Raw genomic sequence first — 17,687 nt, 5'->3', positions numbered from 1 at the left:
TGACTACCCAATACACGGGTAGTTTTATTTTTGCCTATAGTCCATCGTCCTTGCTATTTGGAGATTTTTGTAGAGCGAAAGTAATGGAATGGGGGCTTGATTTAGGGTAAGATTTGTTTGGAAGAAATTTCTTGAAGGAAATGGGAGGAATACATGAAAATTATCAAGACTCTAAAAGTGATTGTCGCCCCTATTGTTTTAACAGGAACATTACTGGCACCTGGCAGTGCGTTAGCGGCACAGCCTTCCACTCATCTCGAAGATCGAAACATGAAGGAGGTTGTAAAAAGATATCTCCAAACACCGAATAATCCGAAGCTTAAAACGCCTCTTACATCTCCTATACAAAGCAAACCCTTCGCCGCACACTCTCTAAATCCTATGAACGATGACTACCTGTATGAGATTGAACCCAACGACTATATGGATACTCCTAACAGTCTGCCTCTGAATCGTTATGTTGTTGGAACGTTTGATTCTGTCTACGATCTTGACTTTTACTTCATTGAACTGAAAAACAAAACGAACGATCTGATCATTGCCTCAGCTGGTGATGAATACAGTTCCATCCAGCCGATCAGTTTGCTTTTCGATGTAAATGGCAACCCGTTGTATCCGATAGATGGAATGGAAGATGACATTGATAATGTAAGGGCATATGCTTTCAGTCTGCCGGCAGGTTCGTATATTGCAGGGGTAATGAACTTAACCGATGATGCAGATCCATCAACACCTTATGTCTTTACTGCCGCTCTTCAAAACCAGCCAAAGCCGGATACAACAGCACCTGCAGCACCGAAAGTGAATGCTGTGGATGATAATGATTACAGCATTACAGGATCTGCTGAGGCCAATTCAAACATTGCCGCTGTGATTAATGGCAAGACTGCTTACAGGGGGAAAGCGGACAGTAAAGGTAAATTCAAACTGCCAATTAAAACGACCAAGGCAGGCACCGTCATCTCCTTTACTGCTTCTGATGCAAGCAAGAATACAAGTAAAGTGACAAAAGTGACCGTACTGGATCGAACAGCGCCTCCATTAAAAGTGAATAACATTACCACAAAAACCAAGGTTGTCACCGGATACTCAGAATCTGGAGCCTCAATAACCGTTAAAAGGGGCAGCACCGTTATTGGAAAAGCAACTGCAGACAAAAAGAGATATTTCAAAGCATCTATTAAACCTCAAAAAAAGGGTACGCAGCTGACTGTTATTACTACTGATAAATATAAAAATAGCAGATCGGTTAAGATAAAAGTTAAATAAGAGGAAATGAGGAGGCATCTTATAGATGTCTTTTTTTATAGGTAGTCAACACGGAAATGGAGTGAAACTAGATGCTGGATTACCTCAGAAAAATGAACATGAACACAGCTGTTTTCATGGGGATCAGTTTTTACTCTCTAACAATCTTACTCCATGTCCTGGTACTAAACGGCATGATTCCTTTCACATGGGTGAATGGCGGCCGGTCTGAATCCTTCTCTGCTCAGGTTCCGCTATCTGTGATCAGTGCCATTATTGCTGTTTTTGGCGGAGTTTTTACGCTGTTTGCCGGTGGGATCATTCCTAATCCGTTCAAAAGAGTAACAACCGTTATCTGTTGGTTTTTTGTTGTGTTTTGGATATTTGGATTTATCCTTCAATTGCTAGGGACACCTTTTGAAAAAATGGTATGTTCGTTGCTTTTGCTTCTCGGGACTATTTCGAATTTGCGTTTCGCTATAGAAAAGAGATAGCTATTTGCGTGTGCCAGGATGGTTCTGCTGCTTCAGAAGCAATAGAACCGTCCCCTTTGTTTAAGCCGCCAATCTTTATCCCAGTTTATAAACGTCCTGTCTATCCTCAATTGAATTCAGAACAACCTCAACAAACGCCTCTACTGCTGGAGAACGCCATTTTTTCTTCTTGATCAGCATATGTGAATAGAATGGATCGAAATTTCCGGAGTGTTGTAGGATTTTCAGTTTGCCGCTCTGAATTTCTTCTTTGACTGTCATGTAAGGCAGGGCAGAGAATCCAAGGCCGCTCATCACAATTTGCTTAATGGCTTCGATGCTCCAAAGTTCCATCGTTTGAAAATGGTGGATTCCTTGTTTTATGAGATACCTTTCAAACATGGTGCGGTAGCTGCAGCCTTCTTCATTTGTGATGAAATAGTGGTTGCCGTCATCCTTTTTATTTTCATCTAAATGGTCAGGGCCTTCCTTGCTGCTTACAAGTACGATTCTTTCTTCCCCAAGAGAATAGTGTATGCATTTTTCATGTTTTACTTCCGGATAGACCATGAGCGCTACATCGACCCGCCCGCTAATCAAATTCATCTGATTTTGACTGCATGTACCGTTCGTTAAGATCAATTTAACATGAGGATAGTTCAGCGAGAATTCCTTGATGATGGGAGCTAATTTGGAGATGGTTAGAGACTCCGGTGCAGCTACTTTTAATACGCCTTTCACTTCTTTTGTGCTCTTCATGCTCTTGATCTGATCGTGAGCAGAAAGTAAGTCTTCTGCTAGAGGAATTAATTCTCTGCCCAAATGAGTAAGCTGCAGATTTCGATTCGTGTAGGTGAAAAGTTCACCGCCTATCGCATGTTCCAGTGCTTGTATATGAGAAGTGATGGTGGATTGAGTATATCCGAGTTTTGCAGCCGCTCCTGTATAGCTTCCAATTTCTACTATCGATTGAAACGTAAGAATGTGCCTGATTTCCATACCTTTTTCTCCTTTCTGCTTGATGTATCGAAAAAAATGATAATGGATAATTTAATTTCGATTTTATTAATCGATAGTTTCATCATACAATAAAGCTGGTGAATCGTAAAATAGCTAATAGAAGGTGAAGATTATGAGTATAGCAGCGTTTCTCTCCTATGTGATTCTTACATCCATTACTCCTGGTCCCAGTAATATCCTACTCATGAATGAAGCGAGAAGATTTGGTTTTATAGGATCTTGGCGGTTTATATGCGGGATCTTGGCAGGATTTGCGGTATTGGGGATATTAAGCGGAATATTTACAACAAGTCTGTACAACTGGATTCCAGTTGTGGAGCCTTATTTTAAGATGGCGGGAGCAGCCTACCTTTTGTACTTAACTTGGCAGGTCAGCTTGTCAAAGGGGTCAAAGAAGGATGGCAGAGAGGTGCAAACCTCATTCCTTTCAGGATTTATCTTTCAGCTTATCAATATCAAAAGCATTTTGTTTTTCCTAACCGTACTGAGTGCGTTTATTTTACCATTTAACGATTCTCTTAAATCTGTAGGTTTTTATTTGTTTTTATCCATTTTTCTTGGCTGGCTAGCCTTGCTCTTATGGTCCGGCTTTGGTTCGCTGTTTAAAACGTTTTTCGTCAAATACGACAGGCCGTTCCGGCTGGTGATGGGTTTGTTTTTGATGTACTCTGCGGTTACGATTTTTCTGTGAAGCAAAATGAAACGGTTTTGAGTTAAGAAGGATTAAGGCATTTTATATGGAACTTAATAAATGTTAGTTAATTGTGGTTTTTTGTCTCAGTAGATACAAATAATTTGAGTGATCTAGGAGAGATGATCATGATCTTTTTATGTATGGGCTATTATAATCCCGACAAAATGGATGCACGGCCAAGGGAAGAAATTGAAGCCGTTATGGATGAATGTCAGCCGTACATCGAGAATTTTTACGATAGTGGTGAGGTCCTGCTTGATGCGGGTCTGGAGTCAGAGACTAAAAGCTTGCGCCGTGTGAATGGTGATGTAATCGTAACAGTTGGTCCAAATATAGCTGCAAAAGAAATGATTGGGAGCGTTTTTATTTTTGAAGCAGAGAATATGGATGAAGCGATCCAACTAGCCTCTCTTCACCCGACAACGCAAGTCAGCAAAGGAGAAGAGTTTGACTGGCGAATTGAAATTCGTCCTGTTCATTACTTTAAGAATGATAAATGAGTCACGATAAAAAAGGCAGGAGCGTTATTGTCAAAAAAAGTACGCAGCTGATTGTTCAAATACAAAATAGCCGATCGGTTAGAATTAAAGTTAAAAATAGGCGAAGTAATGAGGCATCTTATAGATGTCTTTTTTTATAGGTAAAGATTTTCAACACGGAAATCATTACAAATTTCGATAATATGACACACTAATGTCGAGTTATGGATCTTATCATGAATGAGAGGTGATCTTGTGCAGAAAAGCAGGCTGTTTTATATCGTATATATTTTGCTTGAAAAAGGATCAATTACTGCTTCGGAACTTGCGGAGTATTTTGAAGTTTCTACACGAACCATTTATAGAGATGTCGAGGCGTTGAGCCAGGCCGGGATTCCTATCTTTGCAAAACAAGGAAAAGGAGGGGGGCTGTATTTAGTTGACAGGTTTACTTTAAATAAAGTATTGCTTTCTGATAAGGAACAGGATGAGATCCTGCTTGCTTTACAGAGCTTATCTGCTGTTCGGTTTCCAGATCTGGATCAAGTGCAATCTAAATTAAACAGTTTATTTGAGAAGGATCGTGTGGATTGGATTGAAGTGGATTTCTCACCGTGGGGGAGTGGGAAGTGGCAAAAAGAGCTGTTTTATCAGCTTAAACAGGCGATAATCAACCGGCAGCACATTGAATTTGACTATATTGGTATTTCGGGAGAGAAAAGAAGCCGGACAGTCGCTCCAACGAAACTTTTATTTAAAGATAAGTCTTGGTATGTCCAAGGATTTTGCTTTGAACGGAATGCTGTAAGAACTTTTAAAATTACACGTATGAATGAACTTTCAATTATAAGTAAGTCTCCTGTAAATGGCTACACGGAAAGGATAAACGCTAAAGCAGACTCGAATGAAAGAGACACAGATATGATCCCTCTCAAACTGAAAATAGCAGGTGAAGGAGCCTATCGCATTTACGATGATTTTCATGCAGACGATATAACGGTGGAGGAAGATGGCTCCTACACGATTCATGCAAATGTTCCCGGTGGGGAATGGATATTTAATTACCTTCTTTCTTATGGGAGTTTGCTTGAAGTGATCGAACCTAAACAGATACGCTCCGAGTTGGGAAGACGGATAAAACATATGGCTCAAAAATATTTCAGCTAACTGGACGCATTGCTGTCAGGTTACGTGTCTTATACTAGTGTTAGCAAACAAGGTAGAATTCGTGCAATCCGATGTAAGCAAACCAGAAAGAACTGCTAACCTAAAGGAGGAAAATAGTGTGGATAAAATACAACTCCCACAAGTCATTAAAAAATTTATTGCCGCCTCAAACAAACCTGATCCGAAAGCGTTTGTTGATTGTTTCGCAAATGAAGCCATTGTTGTAGATGAAGGACAAGAACGTACAGGTAAGCTGGCTATCAAAAAATGGAGTGACGAATCTCACTTTGGATTTAATGTAAAGCTTGATCCCGTTGCAGCCCGACAAGATGATGAAGCAATTGTTACCTTTAAGCTCTCTGGGGATTATGACAAAACGGGTTTGCCGGATCCATTACTGTTGGATTTTCATTTTCACATTCACGATGGCTATATTAAAAGTCTCTTGATCACTGAAAATGGTAAGCATGTCTGATAAGGATGTAAAGGAGGCAGCGTATGATTGTGAATAATCTGCTTTTAAGATTAAAAAAGAATGACAAAGATCAAATCATGCAAACACGAAACGTTCTTCTAAGTATGAAAAACAGCATAAAGTATTTGCTTAAAATACAGGTAGAGCTAAATACTCGTTTTGGAGAAGATGACTATGATTTGATTCTTATTACTACATTTAAAACACGGGAAGATATGGGGAAATATCTTTCCCATCCTAAGCATTTGGAAGCTGCCAAGTTTATATCCGGCGTACTTGATTCACAGGCATCTGTTTGTTATGAGACTTCATGAGGTTTTTCTAGTATTTTGGAGGAGGAGTGGGCTAGTTGAGTACATGTTTATGGCCAGGGAATAATCAGCTTATGAAAGAATACCATGATCGGGAATGGTGCATCCCCAACTATGATGATCGATTTATTTTTGAAATGCTCACACTTGAAGGTGCCCAATCAGGATTATCATGGAATATTGTCCTATCCAAACGAGAAAGTTATAAAAAAGCATTTCATAACTTTGATATTAGCTACTGTGCGAATTTAACCGAAGAAGAACTAGAATCTATTAAAGACGAGTATCAGGTAATAAAGCACTTGGCTAAAATTCGCTCGGTTAAGAATAATGCAATCCGAACGTTAAACATTCAAAAGGAATTTGGGAGTTTATCTACCTTTCTTTGGCAATATGTGCAATTCACCCCGTTAATAAATAAAAGAAATTTCGATGCAGATATTCCAGCTCAAACTGATTTATCCATCCAGTTGAGTAAAGACTTGAAAAAACGCGGGTTCAAATTTGTTGGCCCGGTCATTATTTATTCTTTTATGCAAGCAATAGGAATGGTTGATGACCATATTGAATCCTGTCCTTTTCATACTCATCATCGGACAAGCTAATTTGGTTAGTGTGATGGACAATTGCTGTAGTTACACTTTAAATGCAATACTGAGTACCCCCCTGTTAGAATATAGACTCTCTTCCCGAGGGGATTCTGTACGGTAACTAATGATCTTTATTTTAATGAAAAGCCAACAGCATTTTACCCGTCGTAAAACGTTGCCGGCTTTTTCAGGGGCGGGTGTATCCCAGCCCCGTTTAAAGAATGCAGCTTAATTAACCTCAACAGAAGGTTTATCAATCTTAACTCGATTCCCAAATCCTAAAGCAATGGCAGCTCCCATACAGCTGGATAGACAACCTGCTATCAAGAAAATGGATAGGGTTGATTCCCCGATTACAACAGAAGCGACTCCGCCAATGGCGGGGAATAGGGCTACCATATACCCGCTCTTTGCTCCTCCAATTTTTTCTACTAGTTTTAAATAAAAAAGCCAGGCAATAAAAGAAGCAATTACCGTTAAATACAGTTTTACTTGTTTTAATTCTTGCGACCTCAATATATAGAAATGCTCTGTGGAGGGAAATCTTTGCAGGGCTTTTTTGCTTGTTATCTGGCTTCTGCATGAAGTTTGTTACTTAAAATGGAAGATAGGGTATAACCCTTTGAGAACCTAAATATGGAATTTAATTGATGTTATGGAGAGGGAATATGCTCATGAAAAAAAGTGCTTTACTATTATGGGTCAGTTCAATATTTCTTTTAAGCAGCTGCTCCTTCAGTTCTAGCGGAACCTATTACATACACTTTCCAAAAGAAACAAGTCCAGCTTTATCAGATTACATAAGGGAAAGAAATACTCAAGGATCGGAAAACTTGCTGAGAAAAACAGATGGTTCTTATATTATTAGTCGAAGAAACTTAAATGATGAGAAAAATATGGACTATTACTCCTATTCTGAGAGGGATCTTACAAACCTGTATAGCCCGATCCTAAAAGGGGATCACGCATTTGAAGACATCAATACTCTCATGGGAACTTTTAAAGAGAATTTATGGGACCCTATAGAAAACCCTATATATAACAGATTGCCCCTAATATCCATAGAAAACGACAACCAGCTTAATATAAAAACATCTACAGCGAGCAAGGTTTTAAATTTACAGCAGCTGAGTAATAACAAGATTACCACTCAGGACGAATTGGTTATCAATATGATTTCTTCCAATAAACAGGGATTTGTTCTGGAAATGCGAATTCCTATTAAAAAAATGGTTTTCTACTTATTTTCTTTTAACAACTTTTCTTCGTCCGATGTAATCAATAAAGAAGAGTTCGAGAATGGCACGCATTCTGAAAGGATGAAGAAATACGTCTTATTGTTCAAAAAGGATGATAAGCAAGAGTACGTATCTTTTTTAAATCAAATATTCTCCGTGAAAAATAACGCAGTTTTTCAGGTTAGAAACGGAGACCTTATAAGCATGGATGGTATGTTTGTATACCTCAACGGCACCTTTGAAGGAATATCAGAAGGAAAACAAAAAATCCAGACCATCAAGGATTACGCAGAAAGCAACGACCAGTATCACGCAGCATTCAATCTGGATTATGGAGCCATTGCAAAGGAGCTTGATCTGAAAACAAGCGGGAAACCGAACACAAGCATTCAGTATTTTAATAAAGATTATGTCGTCATTAAAATCATTTATAATGGAATCATTTGGGGTCAAGCCGGGGCACCGACCGTCATTGTGGATTTGCAGAAAGATAAGGAGAAGCCAGACTTTTATTTGTTTGGATTGGCCTCTTGAAGCATACCGAATAGCCCCGTGTGGGACAAGGTGACAGGTACCTCGACCCGCCTAAAACCTGTGTGGGCAGCTTCTTTTCATATTTCTATAATAGACGGAGCAAGTAGACCCAATAAAGGAAGTGGTACTGATGGAATCAAAGAATGGATCGGATCGCAAATCATTCCAATTTAATGAAGAGAAAAAAGTGAGTGAAAAAGGATTTTTCAGAAAAGGTAAAGTTCGAATAGCTTTAGCGCTGGTTTTAGCAACTGCCGTCTGTTTCTTCGGTTATCGTTACATGAATGTAAATTCCGGGGTTGAGCCAATGGTAAGAGAAAGCCTGGCTTCAAAACTGCGAATCGAGGAAAAGGACATAGGAAATCCCTATAAGGAAGATGTTAAAGAAGTGACAAACAATTTAAGGAAATCTTTTAAAAAGGGCGAATTGAAAAAAGCGCATGCCTGGTCTTATTCGTATCGAATAAACGGAAAGGCTTATCACACCACCGGCCTGGAAATAAAGCTGGAAGACTACGATAAATACATCATTTTACTGGATGATGAAGTACTTGCTTCCTATCAGACTGATTAACCTTTGGAAGCAAACCCTTCATTATAAATAATCCAGAATAGCCATTATTTTCTGCCGTCGCCAGCTACTCTGGATTGATAATCCTCCCAACACATGATATAAGTGTTAAAGAAGTTTTTTTAAAATAAAACCTTTATGATCCACCCATATAGAGAGGAATGGAAGAACAAATGAGTACTAATTTTTGGCGTGATTTGCCGCGGCCGTTTTTTGTGCTGGCTCCGATGGAGGATGTGACGGATGTGGTGTTTCGTCATGTGGTGAGTGCGGCGGGACGGCCGGATGTGTTTTTCACGGAGTTTACGAATTCGGATAGCTATTGTCATCCGGATGGCATCGAGAGTGTACGCGGGCGTTTGACGTTCACGGAGGATGAGCAGCCGATGGTGGCGCATATTTGGGGAGACCGTCCTGATTATTTCCGCCAGATGAGCATCGGCATGGCGGAGATGGGCTTTAAGGGCATCGACATCAATATGGGCTGTCCGGTTCCGAATGTGGCACAAAGAGGGAAGGGCAGCGGCTTGATCCTGCGTCCCGATACGGCAGCAGAGCTGATTCAGGCGGCGAAAGCCGGCGGACTGCCTGTCAGCGTGAAAACAAGGCTTGGTTTTAAAGAGATAGATGAGTGGAAGGAGTGGCTCGCCCATATTCTGAAGCAGGATATTGCGAACCTGTCCATCCATCTGCGGACAAGAGACGAAATGAGCCAGGTGGATGCACACTGGGAGCTCATTCCGGAGATCAAAGCACTGCGTGACGAGATCGCTCCGGATACGATGCTCACGATCAATGGAGACATTCCCGACCGTCAAAAAGGATTAGAGCTTGCTGAAAAGTATGGCATTGATGGCGTGATGATCGGGCGGGGGATCTTTAAAAACCCGTTTGCCTTTGAAAAAGAGCCGCGGGAGCACACCAGTGAGGAGTATCTGGATCTGCTGAGACTGCAGCTGGACCTTCAGGATCAGTACGCGGAAACCGTACCGCGTTCCGTCACGGGCCTTCATCGCTTTTTCAAAATTTACGTCAAAGGCTTCCCCGGAGCTGCTGAACTGCGGAGCAAGCTGATGAACACGAAGTCGACCGATGAAGTGCGGGCTTTGCTGGATGGGTTTAAACAGGAAGGGACTGCTTAAACTAGCACGTTTACCCTTGGGACAATGGATCCCAGGGGTTTTTATATTGGAGAGCAAGGAAACACACGTGCTATACTTACCCTACCACACCGCCAAAGGAGGAACGCACATGAGACTAGGGATCATCGGACTCGGTGACATCGCTAAAAAAGCGTACCTGCCCGTTCTGTCTGAAAGGGAGGATATCGAGCTTGTCCTTTGTACGCGAAATCCGGATACATTAAAGCAGCTGGCGCAAAAGTACCGGCTGAACGAAACGGTTCAGACAGTGGACGAGCTGGTAACGAAGAAGATCGATGCTGCGGTCATCAGTACAGCGACAGAAGCGCATGCGGAGATCGCTGAAAAGCTGCTGGAAAACGGGATCAGCGTTTACATAGACAAGCCAGTTTCTTTGAATTACAGGGAAACGAAGAGAATTGCGAAGCTTGCTGAGAGCAGCGGTAAAGTAGCGATGACAGGCTTTAACAGGCGGTTTATCCCCCGGGTTCAGGAGCTGAGAAAACACGGGAAGGCGAGCCTGATTCTGATGCAGAAAAACCGGTTTGCTGCACCGGATCATGTCCGGAGATTTGTTGTCGAGGATTTTATCCATGTAGTGGATACGCTCCGGTTTCTGATGGACACAGAGGTGACGGATGTCAAAACGCAGTTTCTGAAAAACGGAGAGTTGCTCGATCATATCGTAGTCCAGCTGATCGGGGAAGGATGCACAGCTATCGGGATCATGAACCGGAACGGCGGGGTAACGGATGAAATCATCGAATACTCAGCAGGCACCCATAAATATACGGTGAATAGTCTGGTTGAAACGACTCACTACCATAATAAAGAGACCAGTGTGACGAAATTCGGAGACTGGGAACCGACCCTGCTGAAACGCGGGTTTTATCAGATCATCGATCATTTTATTGATTGTGTGAAGGAAAACCGCACACCCGATCCATCCATCCAGGATTCCCTCATCACCCATGAAATTTGCGAGCAGATCGTCAGGCAGATTGATCCTGAAGCGTGAGCGGGGTATTTTCGATTAAACAATGGAATAATGATTTTTATAATAAGCTTTTTTAGAGGATGACATTGACTTTAACACCTGTTGATTGGAGCGGAAGGCGTGAGACTCCGAGCTGAGAGCAGCGGGACAGGTGAGACACCAAAGTTGCGCAGCGAAGAGGAGGCTCACCGCCCGCCAAAGGATAAGCGAACGCCTGCAGCGCAAATCGACAACTAAGTTCATAAGAGCGTTATTAAAAAGAAAAAGAGGTCGAAAACATGATTGCTAAAACAGAAGAAGATTTTAACGGTTTAAAGGAAATTGGAAAAATTATCGCATCCATTCGGGACGAACTGGTCCAAAAAACGGTTCCAGGCATCACAACGAAAGAGCTTGATAATCTGGCAGGAGAGCGCTTTGAAAAAGCAGGGGCCATTTCAGCTCCAAAAGGCGAATATGATTTCCCAGGGTTCACGTGCATCAGTGTGAATGAAGAAGTGGCGCACGGAATTCCGGGTAACCGGGTCATCCAGGAAGGAGACATCGTCAATATCGACGTATCTGCTTCCAAGAACGGTTATTTCGCGGATACAGGAATCTCGTTTGTCGTAGGAAACGGCGAAGAAGTTCTAACGAAAATATGTGAAGTGGCGAAAAAGGCATTTGAAGCGGGACTTGAAAAAGCAAAGCCCGGTTCCAAAAAAAGCCGAATTGGAAAAGCGGTCTACGAAACAGCGAGACAGCATGGGTTCACCGTTATCAAAAACCTTACCGGACACGGGATTGGACGCACAATTCACGAAGCTCCTGACCATATTTTGAATTACAATGACCCGTGGGATAATGAAATACTAAAAGAAGGAATGGTCATCGCCTTCGAACCGTTTATCTCCACCTCTGAGGAAGAAGTGTTCCAGCTGGATGACGGCTGGACCTTTGCTACGGAAAAGAGCTTTGTCGCTCAGATTGAACATACGATCATTCTGACAAAAAACGGTCCGGTTATTTTAACCCAGTAGGAGACCTTGAAAACGAATCAAATTGTGCGGTATGCTTAGACATACCATTCCAACGTAAGGCTGTGATGAACATGCGTATTAATAAGTTTATAAGTGATTCCGGAAAGGCGTCCCGGCGCGGCGCCGACCGGCTGATCGAAGAAGGCCGGGTCATGATCAACGGCAAGAAAGCGAAGATCGGGGATCAGGTGAAGCCCGGGGATGATGTCCGCGTGAGCGGCGATCAGATTCAAGTGTCACGGAACAATGTGTACATCGCATTGAATAAACCGGTCGGCATCACGAGTACCACCGAGAAAAATGTCAAAGGAAACATTGTCGATCTCGTCAATCACCCTTTGAGAATCTATAACATCGGACGCCTGGATAAAGAGTCCGAAGGCTTGATTCTTCTCACGAATGACGGCGATATCGTTAACGAAATCCTGCGTGCTGAAAACGAGCATGAGAAGGAATACATCGTTTCCGTGGATAAGCCGATCACGCCGGAGTTTGTTGAAAAAATGGGCAGCGGTGTGAAAATCCTTGGAACGAAGACCCTTCCATGTGAAGTGGAGCAGCTCTCGAAATTCGACTTCAAGATCATCCTGAAGCAGGGACTCAACCGCCAGATCCGCCGCATGTGCGAAGAGCTCGGCTATGAGGTGTTCAGGCTGCAGCGGGTCCGGATCATGAACATTCACCTCGGAAACCTTCCACCAGGGCAGTGGCGGGATTTGTCTAAAAAGGAAAAGAATCAGCTGTTTAGTGAGTTGAATTATGATCCGCAAGAGTGGTAAACAGAAAGGATGGGCCTGGGCCCATCCTTTTTTATATGTTGATATGAAGTGTATGGATTTAAAATAATAAATCGGTTATGGAACTTTATGTTAATATTTAGAAAAAGAGTGAGTAAGAGGGGGGAGGGATTAGAGTGAAATATCTTTTTGATTTTATCCTTGCAATAACGTTGAATGGTTTTTCTTATTTTATCGCCAGCTTCATTCTAAAAAACGGATTGCCTTTTTGGCAGGCGCTGCTTATTGGTCTTTCTGTTGTTTCGTTAGGCGCTTTAACTGAAAAGCTTGGAAGCCCCATGTGGTTAATTGTATTCATTCCATTTCCAGTAGGAATGTTTTTACTTTATTCATTTCTGAACGTGACTGTTTCTCAATGGTTTTTAACCTATATCATTACTCTTGCGATCTACACGGTTATCCATATACCTATGAGTTATTTTTTGAATTTCCATTCTTTGATTCCAGCTTGGAAACTTTCTTGAGTTAAACCATACAAAGTACTCTGCTAAAAGCATAGTTTTACGCTTTCTAATTGAATAAATGAGGTGCAAGTTCAATGGAATTTAAGATAGAAAAATTAAGGGGATTCAGCTCCCAAATAGGCCATCTTGTCTCACAAATGAACTACGCTAGAAAAACAACTTTAGAATCTGTAAATGGTTTATCTACTAAAGAATTAGATTTTTTACCTGCTAAGGAAAGCAATAGTATCGGTTCCCTATTATTGCATATGGCTGCTGTTGAAAAAGGGTTTCAAATTGAAATTTTTGATGGCAGGAGACCAAATGAACAGGAGATGGAGGTATGGGGCGCACCTTACAGTCTCGGAGATAAAGGAAGGGCATCTATTAAAGGTTACCCCTTAGAATTTTACATAACCAAAATGGAAGAAGTTAGAAACAGGACCTTGCGTGAATTTGCTAAGCTAGATGATGACTGGCTGTATGAGAACAGAGTATGGGATGATCACCCATCTAATAACTATTTTATTTGGTTCCACGTATTTGAAGATGAAATTAATCATAGAGGCCAAATAAGAATGATTAGAAAGATGTTGTCTCGGAATTAAGCAGGAAATCATTCCTGCTGTTTTCTGAAAAGTGGCTTTCTGAGAAAGCTGTAACATCAATGGATTGAATTATTATTGAAAGACAAAAAGGATGGGCCCATCCTTTTTTATTTGTAGATATGATGGGGCTTCCTGGTATGATGGCAATGGCCGTCCTTACCGAGAAGAGATAGGTCCGTTCATAGCCAGATGCTGCTGGATGTATTTTGAAACTGATGGTTTGTTCTTATTCCGTTTAATCTCCTCTATGTTTGCCGTTTTACCCGTATTCGATCCTATTATTCTATGAAAAAAGAGCACCGGCATCCGATGCTCTTTCTTGTCTATTCTTGATCAAATACGGCATTTGAAATCAGCCTGAATAAATAATCCGTATGGTCCCTGAAGCCTGCTTCAATGCCGATTAAGGTAACCGGCTTGTCTTTTTCCTGCACGATGACTGGCTGGCCTTTCGCTGGTGAGCGGTCTTTCCAGTGGCCGGCGGTAAAGAAGGAGTCATTGTTCACAAAAGAGGCGGCAATGTTTGTGCCCTCTGTGCTGGAATACCAGATGGGTCCGTATACGAAACCGGCATCGTTCTTGCTGTACCCCGCAGTAAGAGGGGATGGGAGATAATCCACTTTTACAATTCCGTTGCTGCTGGAAAAGCCTTTATTGATCTCTACTTCCGTTAATCCTGCAGCTTTTGCAGCCTGTGAACCGCCTGCTCCGATTGCGATAAAATGGCCATCCTGTTCGACAAACTGCTTGATCTGTCCGTTAAACCTTTTCAGTTCCTCTTCATCGGTTAAACCAAATTCTTTATTGGCTTCACTGAGCTTATAGGATGTAAGGCTTGCGCTTCCGCTGTAAACAAAGGTATCAAATCCATTTAAGCCGTTATTGGCTACTTCTCTCGGATGAACTTCCGACACTTGGAATCCAAGCCTCTCAAGTGCGAGCTTTGTGCCTGAATGGGACTGGGCTTTACCCAGGCCGCCATCCTTTAAAAACGCAACCCTGTGTTTTTTAAGAGGGGTTGCTTCTTTAGGGACTGCTTTGGTTCGCAGGGTTAATCCAGATACCTGAACAGCTCTTTGAATGGCTTTTCCTTTCCCTTCAGCGTAAAAATGGCCATCCTTATCTTTTTTGACGGAAATGCCCTGATCAATAAGAGAGTTTACTAGGTGGACCGCGTTTACCGATGTATTCGGAATGGAGTAGGGTCCTTTGCCAATTAGTTTTCCGCGGACACTTTCCTCCCGAACTTCTTTTGTTTGGACGATCAAATCATCTTCACTTTTGATAGCATCAAAGCCCCAAAGCTCAGAGAGATTCCAGGCGGAAATATCATACATGGCATCCATGTCGTTTGTAATATCCTCTCCGTCCCATAGAAAAGCATTCGCCAGACCTGCCTTTGGCTGGTTAAGATCTATAATATAGGTCCCTTTCTCATAGCGCTTTCCATCTGCGTGAAATGACTTAGCCGCTTGCTCCACTTTCACATCGTTTTTAAGTAGGTGATTGACCACCTTTTGCACCGCGCTGTTATCCTTTTGATTTTCCGGGATGATGTAGCTGTCAGGATAAAAGCCCTCTTTATTGTTAGGGTGCTCGCCCTTGACTCCGCGGTCAAATACTTCAAGCTGGTCATGAAGCATGGCCTGTTTATTTTGTAAAGCGAATGTCAGGGCCCCATTCACAGCATCGACCTGCCATTTCACACCGTCCCAGTCATTTGTCGGTGCTTCCAATGTATAGCCCAGGCCGCCATGGAGCATAGCATAAGCCGGGGTATAAATAGGAGGGTAGACATCCCAGCCGGATTTTGAATCTCTTAATGGGATGTGAGTGCCTTCCAGTGTTTTGTATAATTCGGTCTCATAGTGATCTCTTTCGCTGACAATATTCGATTCCATCGCTTCTGCCTGCTGATTCATCCACTTATAAAGCAAATCGTATTCATAATTCGGGTTGTGAGGGGGTGTTCCCGGAAGAATCAAACCCGGATGCTTTGCTTCTCCGCGCTGTCTGACATATCCGTGAAGGTCAAGAAGAACGAGAGGGTTGAGCTCGGCGATTTGCTTAACGGCCGCCTGCGTTTCAGGCTGGGACTGGGTCACGAAGTCACGGTTCAGATCAATCCCGTTTCCGTTAAAGCGGGTAGCATCGACACGTCCGTCAGGATTCGCGTCCACATTGATAATCAGAGTGAAGTTCTTCAGAATCTCCTTTGTTTCCTGATCGTTCTTAAATCCATACCGTTCAATTAACCGGAGCGCCGCATCTGTTCCGACAAATTCGGTTCCGTGAATGGAGGCATGAATCAAAATCGGGGGCTTAATATCCGGATTGGCTTTCAGGTAGCGCTGCGCTTTTTCAGGATTTTCGCTCATCAGCTTGCGCAATCCCTTGTACTTAAGTTCACTATGCTTAGACTTACTGTCTGAAATGGTGACCGTGTACAAATCTTTGCCGGTGGAGGATTTTCCTGTAATGTCCAATTGAACGCGTCTGCTTTGCTTTTCATAGGACTCCAGTTTACCTTTAAGAGCATCATACGTTATGTATTCGTATTGTTCTGAATTGAAAAGACTCTGCTTTCGTTCGGTCTCCCCGGCTAGTGCTTGAGCGGGAAGAAGACTTCCCAGTAAACTTGCGCTCAGTAAAACGGATAAAATCGGCTTCTTCTTCATTTCGTTCCTCCTAAAGGTTTTACAACACAGAAAAGCCTCTTCCGGATAAGAAAGAGGCTTTGCACACAAAGGGATCCCTCTCTCTTATCTGTCAGCGTAAACGCTGCAAGAATTAGCACCGTATTGACCATGGTCAACCGGTTGCCGGGCTTCATAGGGCTTGTCCCTCCGCCTGCTCTTGATAAAAGAGTTTTCGTATTGAATTAGTTTGAATTATAGAGGTTTTTAACAGCGCGTCAATATGAAAATAGGAAAATGATTCTTTGTGTTTAGGAGAAAACGGTAAAATAGGAACAGAATTTAGAGAAGAAAGATTACATGAACACAATCTTTTTTATCCCTCATCTTAATCATTCCTGCTGCCATTTTTTCTGGATATAGAAGGATTCAAGCCGGTCCTGCCCAGCAAATCTTTTTTCGCTGCATCAATAAAAAACAGGTTCAAAGTGCAAATTGAACCTGTTAAACTCTTAATGGATTTTACTGTTGTTACACCGTCATCTTCCAGCTCGACCGAGCAAGCCACCCCTCATCTTCCTTATAATCCGGAATCAGTTTTCCAACAAGCCGCCAAAATGAGCGGTCGTGGTTGAGGTGGACCATGTGGCACATTTCGTGCACGACCACGTAGTCGATCACTCGGGGCGGGGCCATGGCGAGGCGCCAGTTAAAGGTTAGCCGGTGTCCGGAGTCGCATGTTCCCCAAGTCGTTTTGCTGTCGGTGATGCGGATGGATCTCGGTTTCGTTTTAAAATGCTTTTGATGGACGGACATTCTCTTTTCCACCAGTGCCTTGCATTGCTGGTAATAGAAGCGTTTTAGTGCCTGCTTGATTTTTTCCTCTTCAAGCTGTGTTACCACAACATGCAGTTCGTTTCCTTCCATGCGGACAGAATCCTGCTTGGCCTGAGGATCATGCTGCACGTTTAAGGAGAAGGCTTTTCCCTGATAAAGAAAAGTTTCTCCCTGTTCATACTGCTTGACCTGAGGGCCGAGCAGCCGTTCCTTGTTTTCTTTCACTTTTTGCTGAATGAGCTCCCATTTTTCCTCGATGACAAACAGGACTGCGATGTCTGGAGTGCCTTTCGGAGCGTGGACCTCTATGTTTCCATAAACATCTACATAGATGCCGATGGCCGAACGCTTCTTATATTGAACGTCGAAGCTGATAGTCTCTCCTGAATACGTATGGATCATTTTTTT

At 42.5% G+C, this 17,687-nt stretch carries 19 protein-coding genes, 1 pseudogene and 1 riboswitch; of the genes and pseudogenes, 16 read left to right on the top strand and 4 right to left on the bottom strand.

Features of this window, described 5'->3' with window-relative positions:
• Positions 1 to 153 precede the first annotated feature (153 nt).
• Both GKZ89_RS15755 and GKZ89_RS15750 read left to right on the top strand, forming a co-directional pair.
• Entirely contained in the window at positions 154 to 1,269 is a 1,116-nt protein-coding gene (locus GKZ89_RS15755; RefSeq protein WP_155113367.1) for an Ig-like domain-containing protein, read from the top strand.
• A gap of 98 nt (positions 1,270 to 1,367) precedes the next feature.
• Positions 1,368 to 1,742, top strand: coding sequence for a hypothetical protein (locus tag GKZ89_RS15750; RefSeq protein WP_155113366.1), 375 nt, complete (start codon positions 1,368 to 1,370; stop codon positions 1,740 to 1,742).
• 75 nt (positions 1,743 to 1,817) lie between these two features.
• On the opposite strand, the gene GKZ89_RS15745 is transcribed toward GKZ89_RS15750, so the two are convergent.
• Positions 1,818 to 2,720 carry a LysR family transcriptional regulator gene (locus GKZ89_RS15745; RefSeq protein ID WP_155113365.1) on the bottom strand — a complete coding sequence of 301 codons (903 nt, stop codon included), beginning with the start codon at positions 2,718 to 2,720 and terminating at the stop codon, positions 1,818 to 1,820.
• A gap of 133 nt (positions 2,721 to 2,853) precedes the next feature.
• Between GKZ89_RS15745 and GKZ89_RS15740 the strand changes: the two genes are divergently transcribed.
• The 6 genes from GKZ89_RS15740 to GKZ89_RS15715 all read left to right on the top strand — a co-directional run bounded on the left by GKZ89_RS15740 (position 2,854) and on the right by GKZ89_RS15715 (position 6,472).
• The gene (locus GKZ89_RS15740; RefSeq protein WP_155113364.1) at positions 2,854 to 3,432 is read left to right on the top strand and encodes a LysE family translocator; all 579 of its coding nucleotides are present in this window, start codon (positions 2,854 to 2,856) and stop codon (positions 3,430 to 3,432) included.
• A gap of 128 nt (positions 3,433 to 3,560) precedes the next feature.
• The gene (locus GKZ89_RS15735; protein WP_155113363.1) at positions 3,561 to 3,935 is read left to right on the top strand and encodes a YciI family protein; all 375 of its coding nucleotides are present in this window, start codon (positions 3,561 to 3,563) and stop codon (positions 3,933 to 3,935) included.
• 234 nt (positions 3,936 to 4,169) lie between these two features.
• On the top strand, positions 4,170 to 5,081 hold the full coding sequence (locus GKZ89_RS15730; protein WP_162356957.1) for a WYL domain-containing protein: 912 nt from the start codon (positions 4,170 to 4,172) through the stop codon (positions 5,079 to 5,081).
• 118 nt (positions 5,082 to 5,199) lie between these two features.
• Positions 5,200 to 5,556: a nuclear transport factor 2 family protein gene (locus GKZ89_RS15725; RefSeq protein ID WP_162356955.1), complete on the top strand. Its 357-nt coding sequence runs from the start codon at positions 5,200 to 5,202 to the stop codon at positions 5,554 to 5,556.
• 23 nt (positions 5,557 to 5,579) lie between these two features.
• A complete protein-coding gene (locus GKZ89_RS15720; RefSeq protein ID WP_155113361.1) occupies positions 5,580 to 5,870 on the top strand; it encodes a Dabb family protein in 291 nt (96 codons plus the stop codon).
• Positions 5,871 to 5,905: 35 nt separating this feature from the next.
• A complete protein-coding gene (locus GKZ89_RS15715; protein WP_155113360.1) occupies positions 5,906 to 6,472 on the top strand; it encodes a DNA-3-methyladenine glycosylase I in 567 nt (188 codons plus the stop codon).
• A 213-nt stretch (positions 6,473 to 6,685) separates the two neighbouring features.
• Here GKZ89_RS15715 and GKZ89_RS15710 read toward each other — a convergent pair.
• Positions 6,686 to 6,943, bottom strand: a pseudogene (locus GKZ89_RS15710) (DMT family transporter); the annotation flags it as partial.
• 188 nt (positions 6,944 to 7,131) lie between these two features.
• Here GKZ89_RS15710 and GKZ89_RS15705 point away from each other — a divergent pair.
• The 8 genes from GKZ89_RS15705 (at position 7,132) to GKZ89_RS15670 (ending at position 13,806) form a co-directional block, all read left to right on the top strand.
• Positions 7,132 to 8,229, top strand: a complete 1,098-nt coding sequence (locus GKZ89_RS15705) for a hypothetical protein (RefSeq protein WP_155113359.1) — start codon at positions 7,132 to 7,134, stop codon at positions 8,227 to 8,229.
• A 130-nt stretch (positions 8,230 to 8,359) separates the two neighbouring features.
• Entirely contained in the window at positions 8,360 to 8,803 is a 444-nt protein-coding gene (locus tag GKZ89_RS15700) for a hypothetical protein (RefSeq protein WP_155113358.1), read from the top strand.
• Between the two features lie 170 nt (positions 8,804 to 8,973).
• Positions 8,974 to 9,942: a tRNA dihydrouridine synthase gene (locus GKZ89_RS15695; protein ID WP_155113357.1), complete on the top strand. Its 969-nt coding sequence runs from the start codon at positions 8,974 to 8,976 to the stop codon at positions 9,940 to 9,942.
• A gap of 109 nt (positions 9,943 to 10,051) precedes the next feature.
• Positions 10,052 to 10,960 carry a Gfo/Idh/MocA family protein gene (locus GKZ89_RS15690; protein WP_155113356.1) on the top strand — a complete coding sequence of 303 codons (909 nt, stop codon included), beginning with the start codon at positions 10,052 to 10,054 and terminating at the stop codon, positions 10,958 to 10,960.
• 257 nt (positions 10,961 to 11,217) lie between these two features.
• On the top strand, positions 11,218 to 11,958 hold the full coding sequence (map, locus tag GKZ89_RS15685; RefSeq protein WP_155113355.1) for a type I methionyl aminopeptidase: 741 nt from the start codon (positions 11,218 to 11,220) through the stop codon (positions 11,956 to 11,958).
• A gap of 71 nt (positions 11,959 to 12,029) precedes the next feature.
• On the top strand, positions 12,030 to 12,737 hold the full coding sequence (rluF, locus tag GKZ89_RS15680; RefSeq protein ID WP_155113354.1) for a 23S rRNA pseudouridine(2604) synthase RluF: 708 nt from the start codon (positions 12,030 to 12,032) through the stop codon (positions 12,735 to 12,737).
• Between the two features lie 134 nt (positions 12,738 to 12,871).
• Positions 12,872 to 13,219 (top strand): hypothetical protein, encoded by a 348-nt coding sequence (locus GKZ89_RS15675; RefSeq protein WP_162356953.1) that lies wholly within the window; start codon positions 12,872 to 12,874, stop codon positions 13,217 to 13,219.
• A 74-nt stretch (positions 13,220 to 13,293) separates the two neighbouring features.
• Entirely contained in the window at positions 13,294 to 13,806 is a 513-nt protein-coding gene (locus GKZ89_RS15670; protein ID WP_155113353.1) for a DinB family protein, read from the top strand.
• Positions 13,807 to 14,129: 323 nt separating this feature from the next.
• Here GKZ89_RS15670 and GKZ89_RS15665 read toward each other — a convergent pair whose 3' ends face one another.
• Both GKZ89_RS15665 and GKZ89_RS15660 read right to left on the bottom strand, forming a co-directional pair.
• A complete protein-coding gene (locus GKZ89_RS15665) occupies positions 14,130 to 16,484 on the bottom strand; it encodes a M14 family zinc carboxypeptidase (protein WP_155113352.1) in 2,355 nt (784 codons plus the stop codon).
• 81 nt (positions 16,485 to 16,565) lie between these two features.
• Positions 16,566 to 16,672, bottom strand: a riboswitch (SAM riboswitch).
• Positions 16,673 to 16,973: 301 nt separating this feature from the next.
• The gene (locus GKZ89_RS15660; RefSeq protein ID WP_155113351.1) at positions 16,974 to 17,681 is read right to left on the bottom strand and encodes a M48 family metallopeptidase; all 708 of its coding nucleotides are present in this window, start codon (positions 17,679 to 17,681) and stop codon (positions 16,974 to 16,976) included.
• Between the last annotated feature and the right edge of the window lie 6 nt (positions 17,682 to 17,687).

This window comes from Metabacillus mangrovi, assembly GCF_009711125.1.
GTDB lineage: Bacteria > Bacillota > Bacilli > Bacillales > Bacillaceae > Metabacillus_B > Metabacillus_B mangrovi.
This window is presented reverse-complemented; position numbering and strand designations above follow the sequence as displayed.

Coding starts and splice junctions, on each gene's coding strand:
- GKZ89_RS15660 (WP_155113351.1), bottom strand. CDS start 17,681: ATGATCCATACGTATTCAGGAGAGACTATCAGCTTCGACGTTCAATAT.
- map (WP_155113355.1), top strand. CDS start 11,218: ATGATTGCTAAAACAGAAGAAGATTTTAACGGTTTAAAGGAAATTGGA.
- GKZ89_RS15745 (WP_155113365.1), bottom strand. CDS start 2,720: ATGGAAATCAGGCACATTCTTACGTTTCAATCGATAGTAGAAATTGGA.
- GKZ89_RS15740 (WP_155113364.1), top strand. CDS start 2,854: ATGAGTATAGCAGCGTTTCTCTCCTATGTGATTCTTACATCCATTACT.
- GKZ89_RS15670 (WP_155113353.1), top strand. CDS start 13,294: ATGGAATTTAAGATAGAAAAATTAAGGGGATTCAGCTCCCAAATAGGC.
- GKZ89_RS15750 (WP_155113366.1), top strand. CDS start 1,368: ATGAACACAGCTGTTTTCATGGGGATCAGTTTTTACTCTCTAACAATC.
- GKZ89_RS15700 (WP_155113358.1), top strand. CDS start 8,360: ATGGAATCAAAGAATGGATCGGATCGCAAATCATTCCAATTTAATGAA.
- GKZ89_RS15755 (WP_155113367.1), top strand. CDS start 154: ATGAAAATTATCAAGACTCTAAAAGTGATTGTCGCCCCTATTGTTTTA.
- GKZ89_RS15690 (WP_155113356.1), top strand. CDS start 10,052: ATGAGACTAGGGATCATCGGACTCGGTGACATCGCTAAAAAAGCGTAC.
- GKZ89_RS15705 (WP_155113359.1), top strand. CDS start 7,132: ATGAAAAAAAGTGCTTTACTATTATGGGTCAGTTCAATATTTCTTTTA.
- GKZ89_RS15735 (WP_155113363.1), top strand. CDS start 3,561: ATGATCTTTTTATGTATGGGCTATTATAATCCCGACAAAATGGATGCA.
- rluF (WP_155113354.1), top strand. CDS start 12,030: ATGCGTATTAATAAGTTTATAAGTGATTCCGGAAAGGCGTCCCGGCGC.
- GKZ89_RS15720 (WP_155113361.1), top strand. CDS start 5,580: ATGATTGTGAATAATCTGCTTTTAAGATTAAAAAAGAATGACAAAGAT.
- GKZ89_RS15695 (WP_155113357.1), top strand. CDS start 8,974: ATGAGTACTAATTTTTGGCGTGATTTGCCGCGGCCGTTTTTTGTGCTG.
- GKZ89_RS15665 (WP_155113352.1), bottom strand. CDS start 16,484: ATGAAGAAGAAGCCGATTTTATCCGTTTTACTGAGCGCAAGTTTACTG.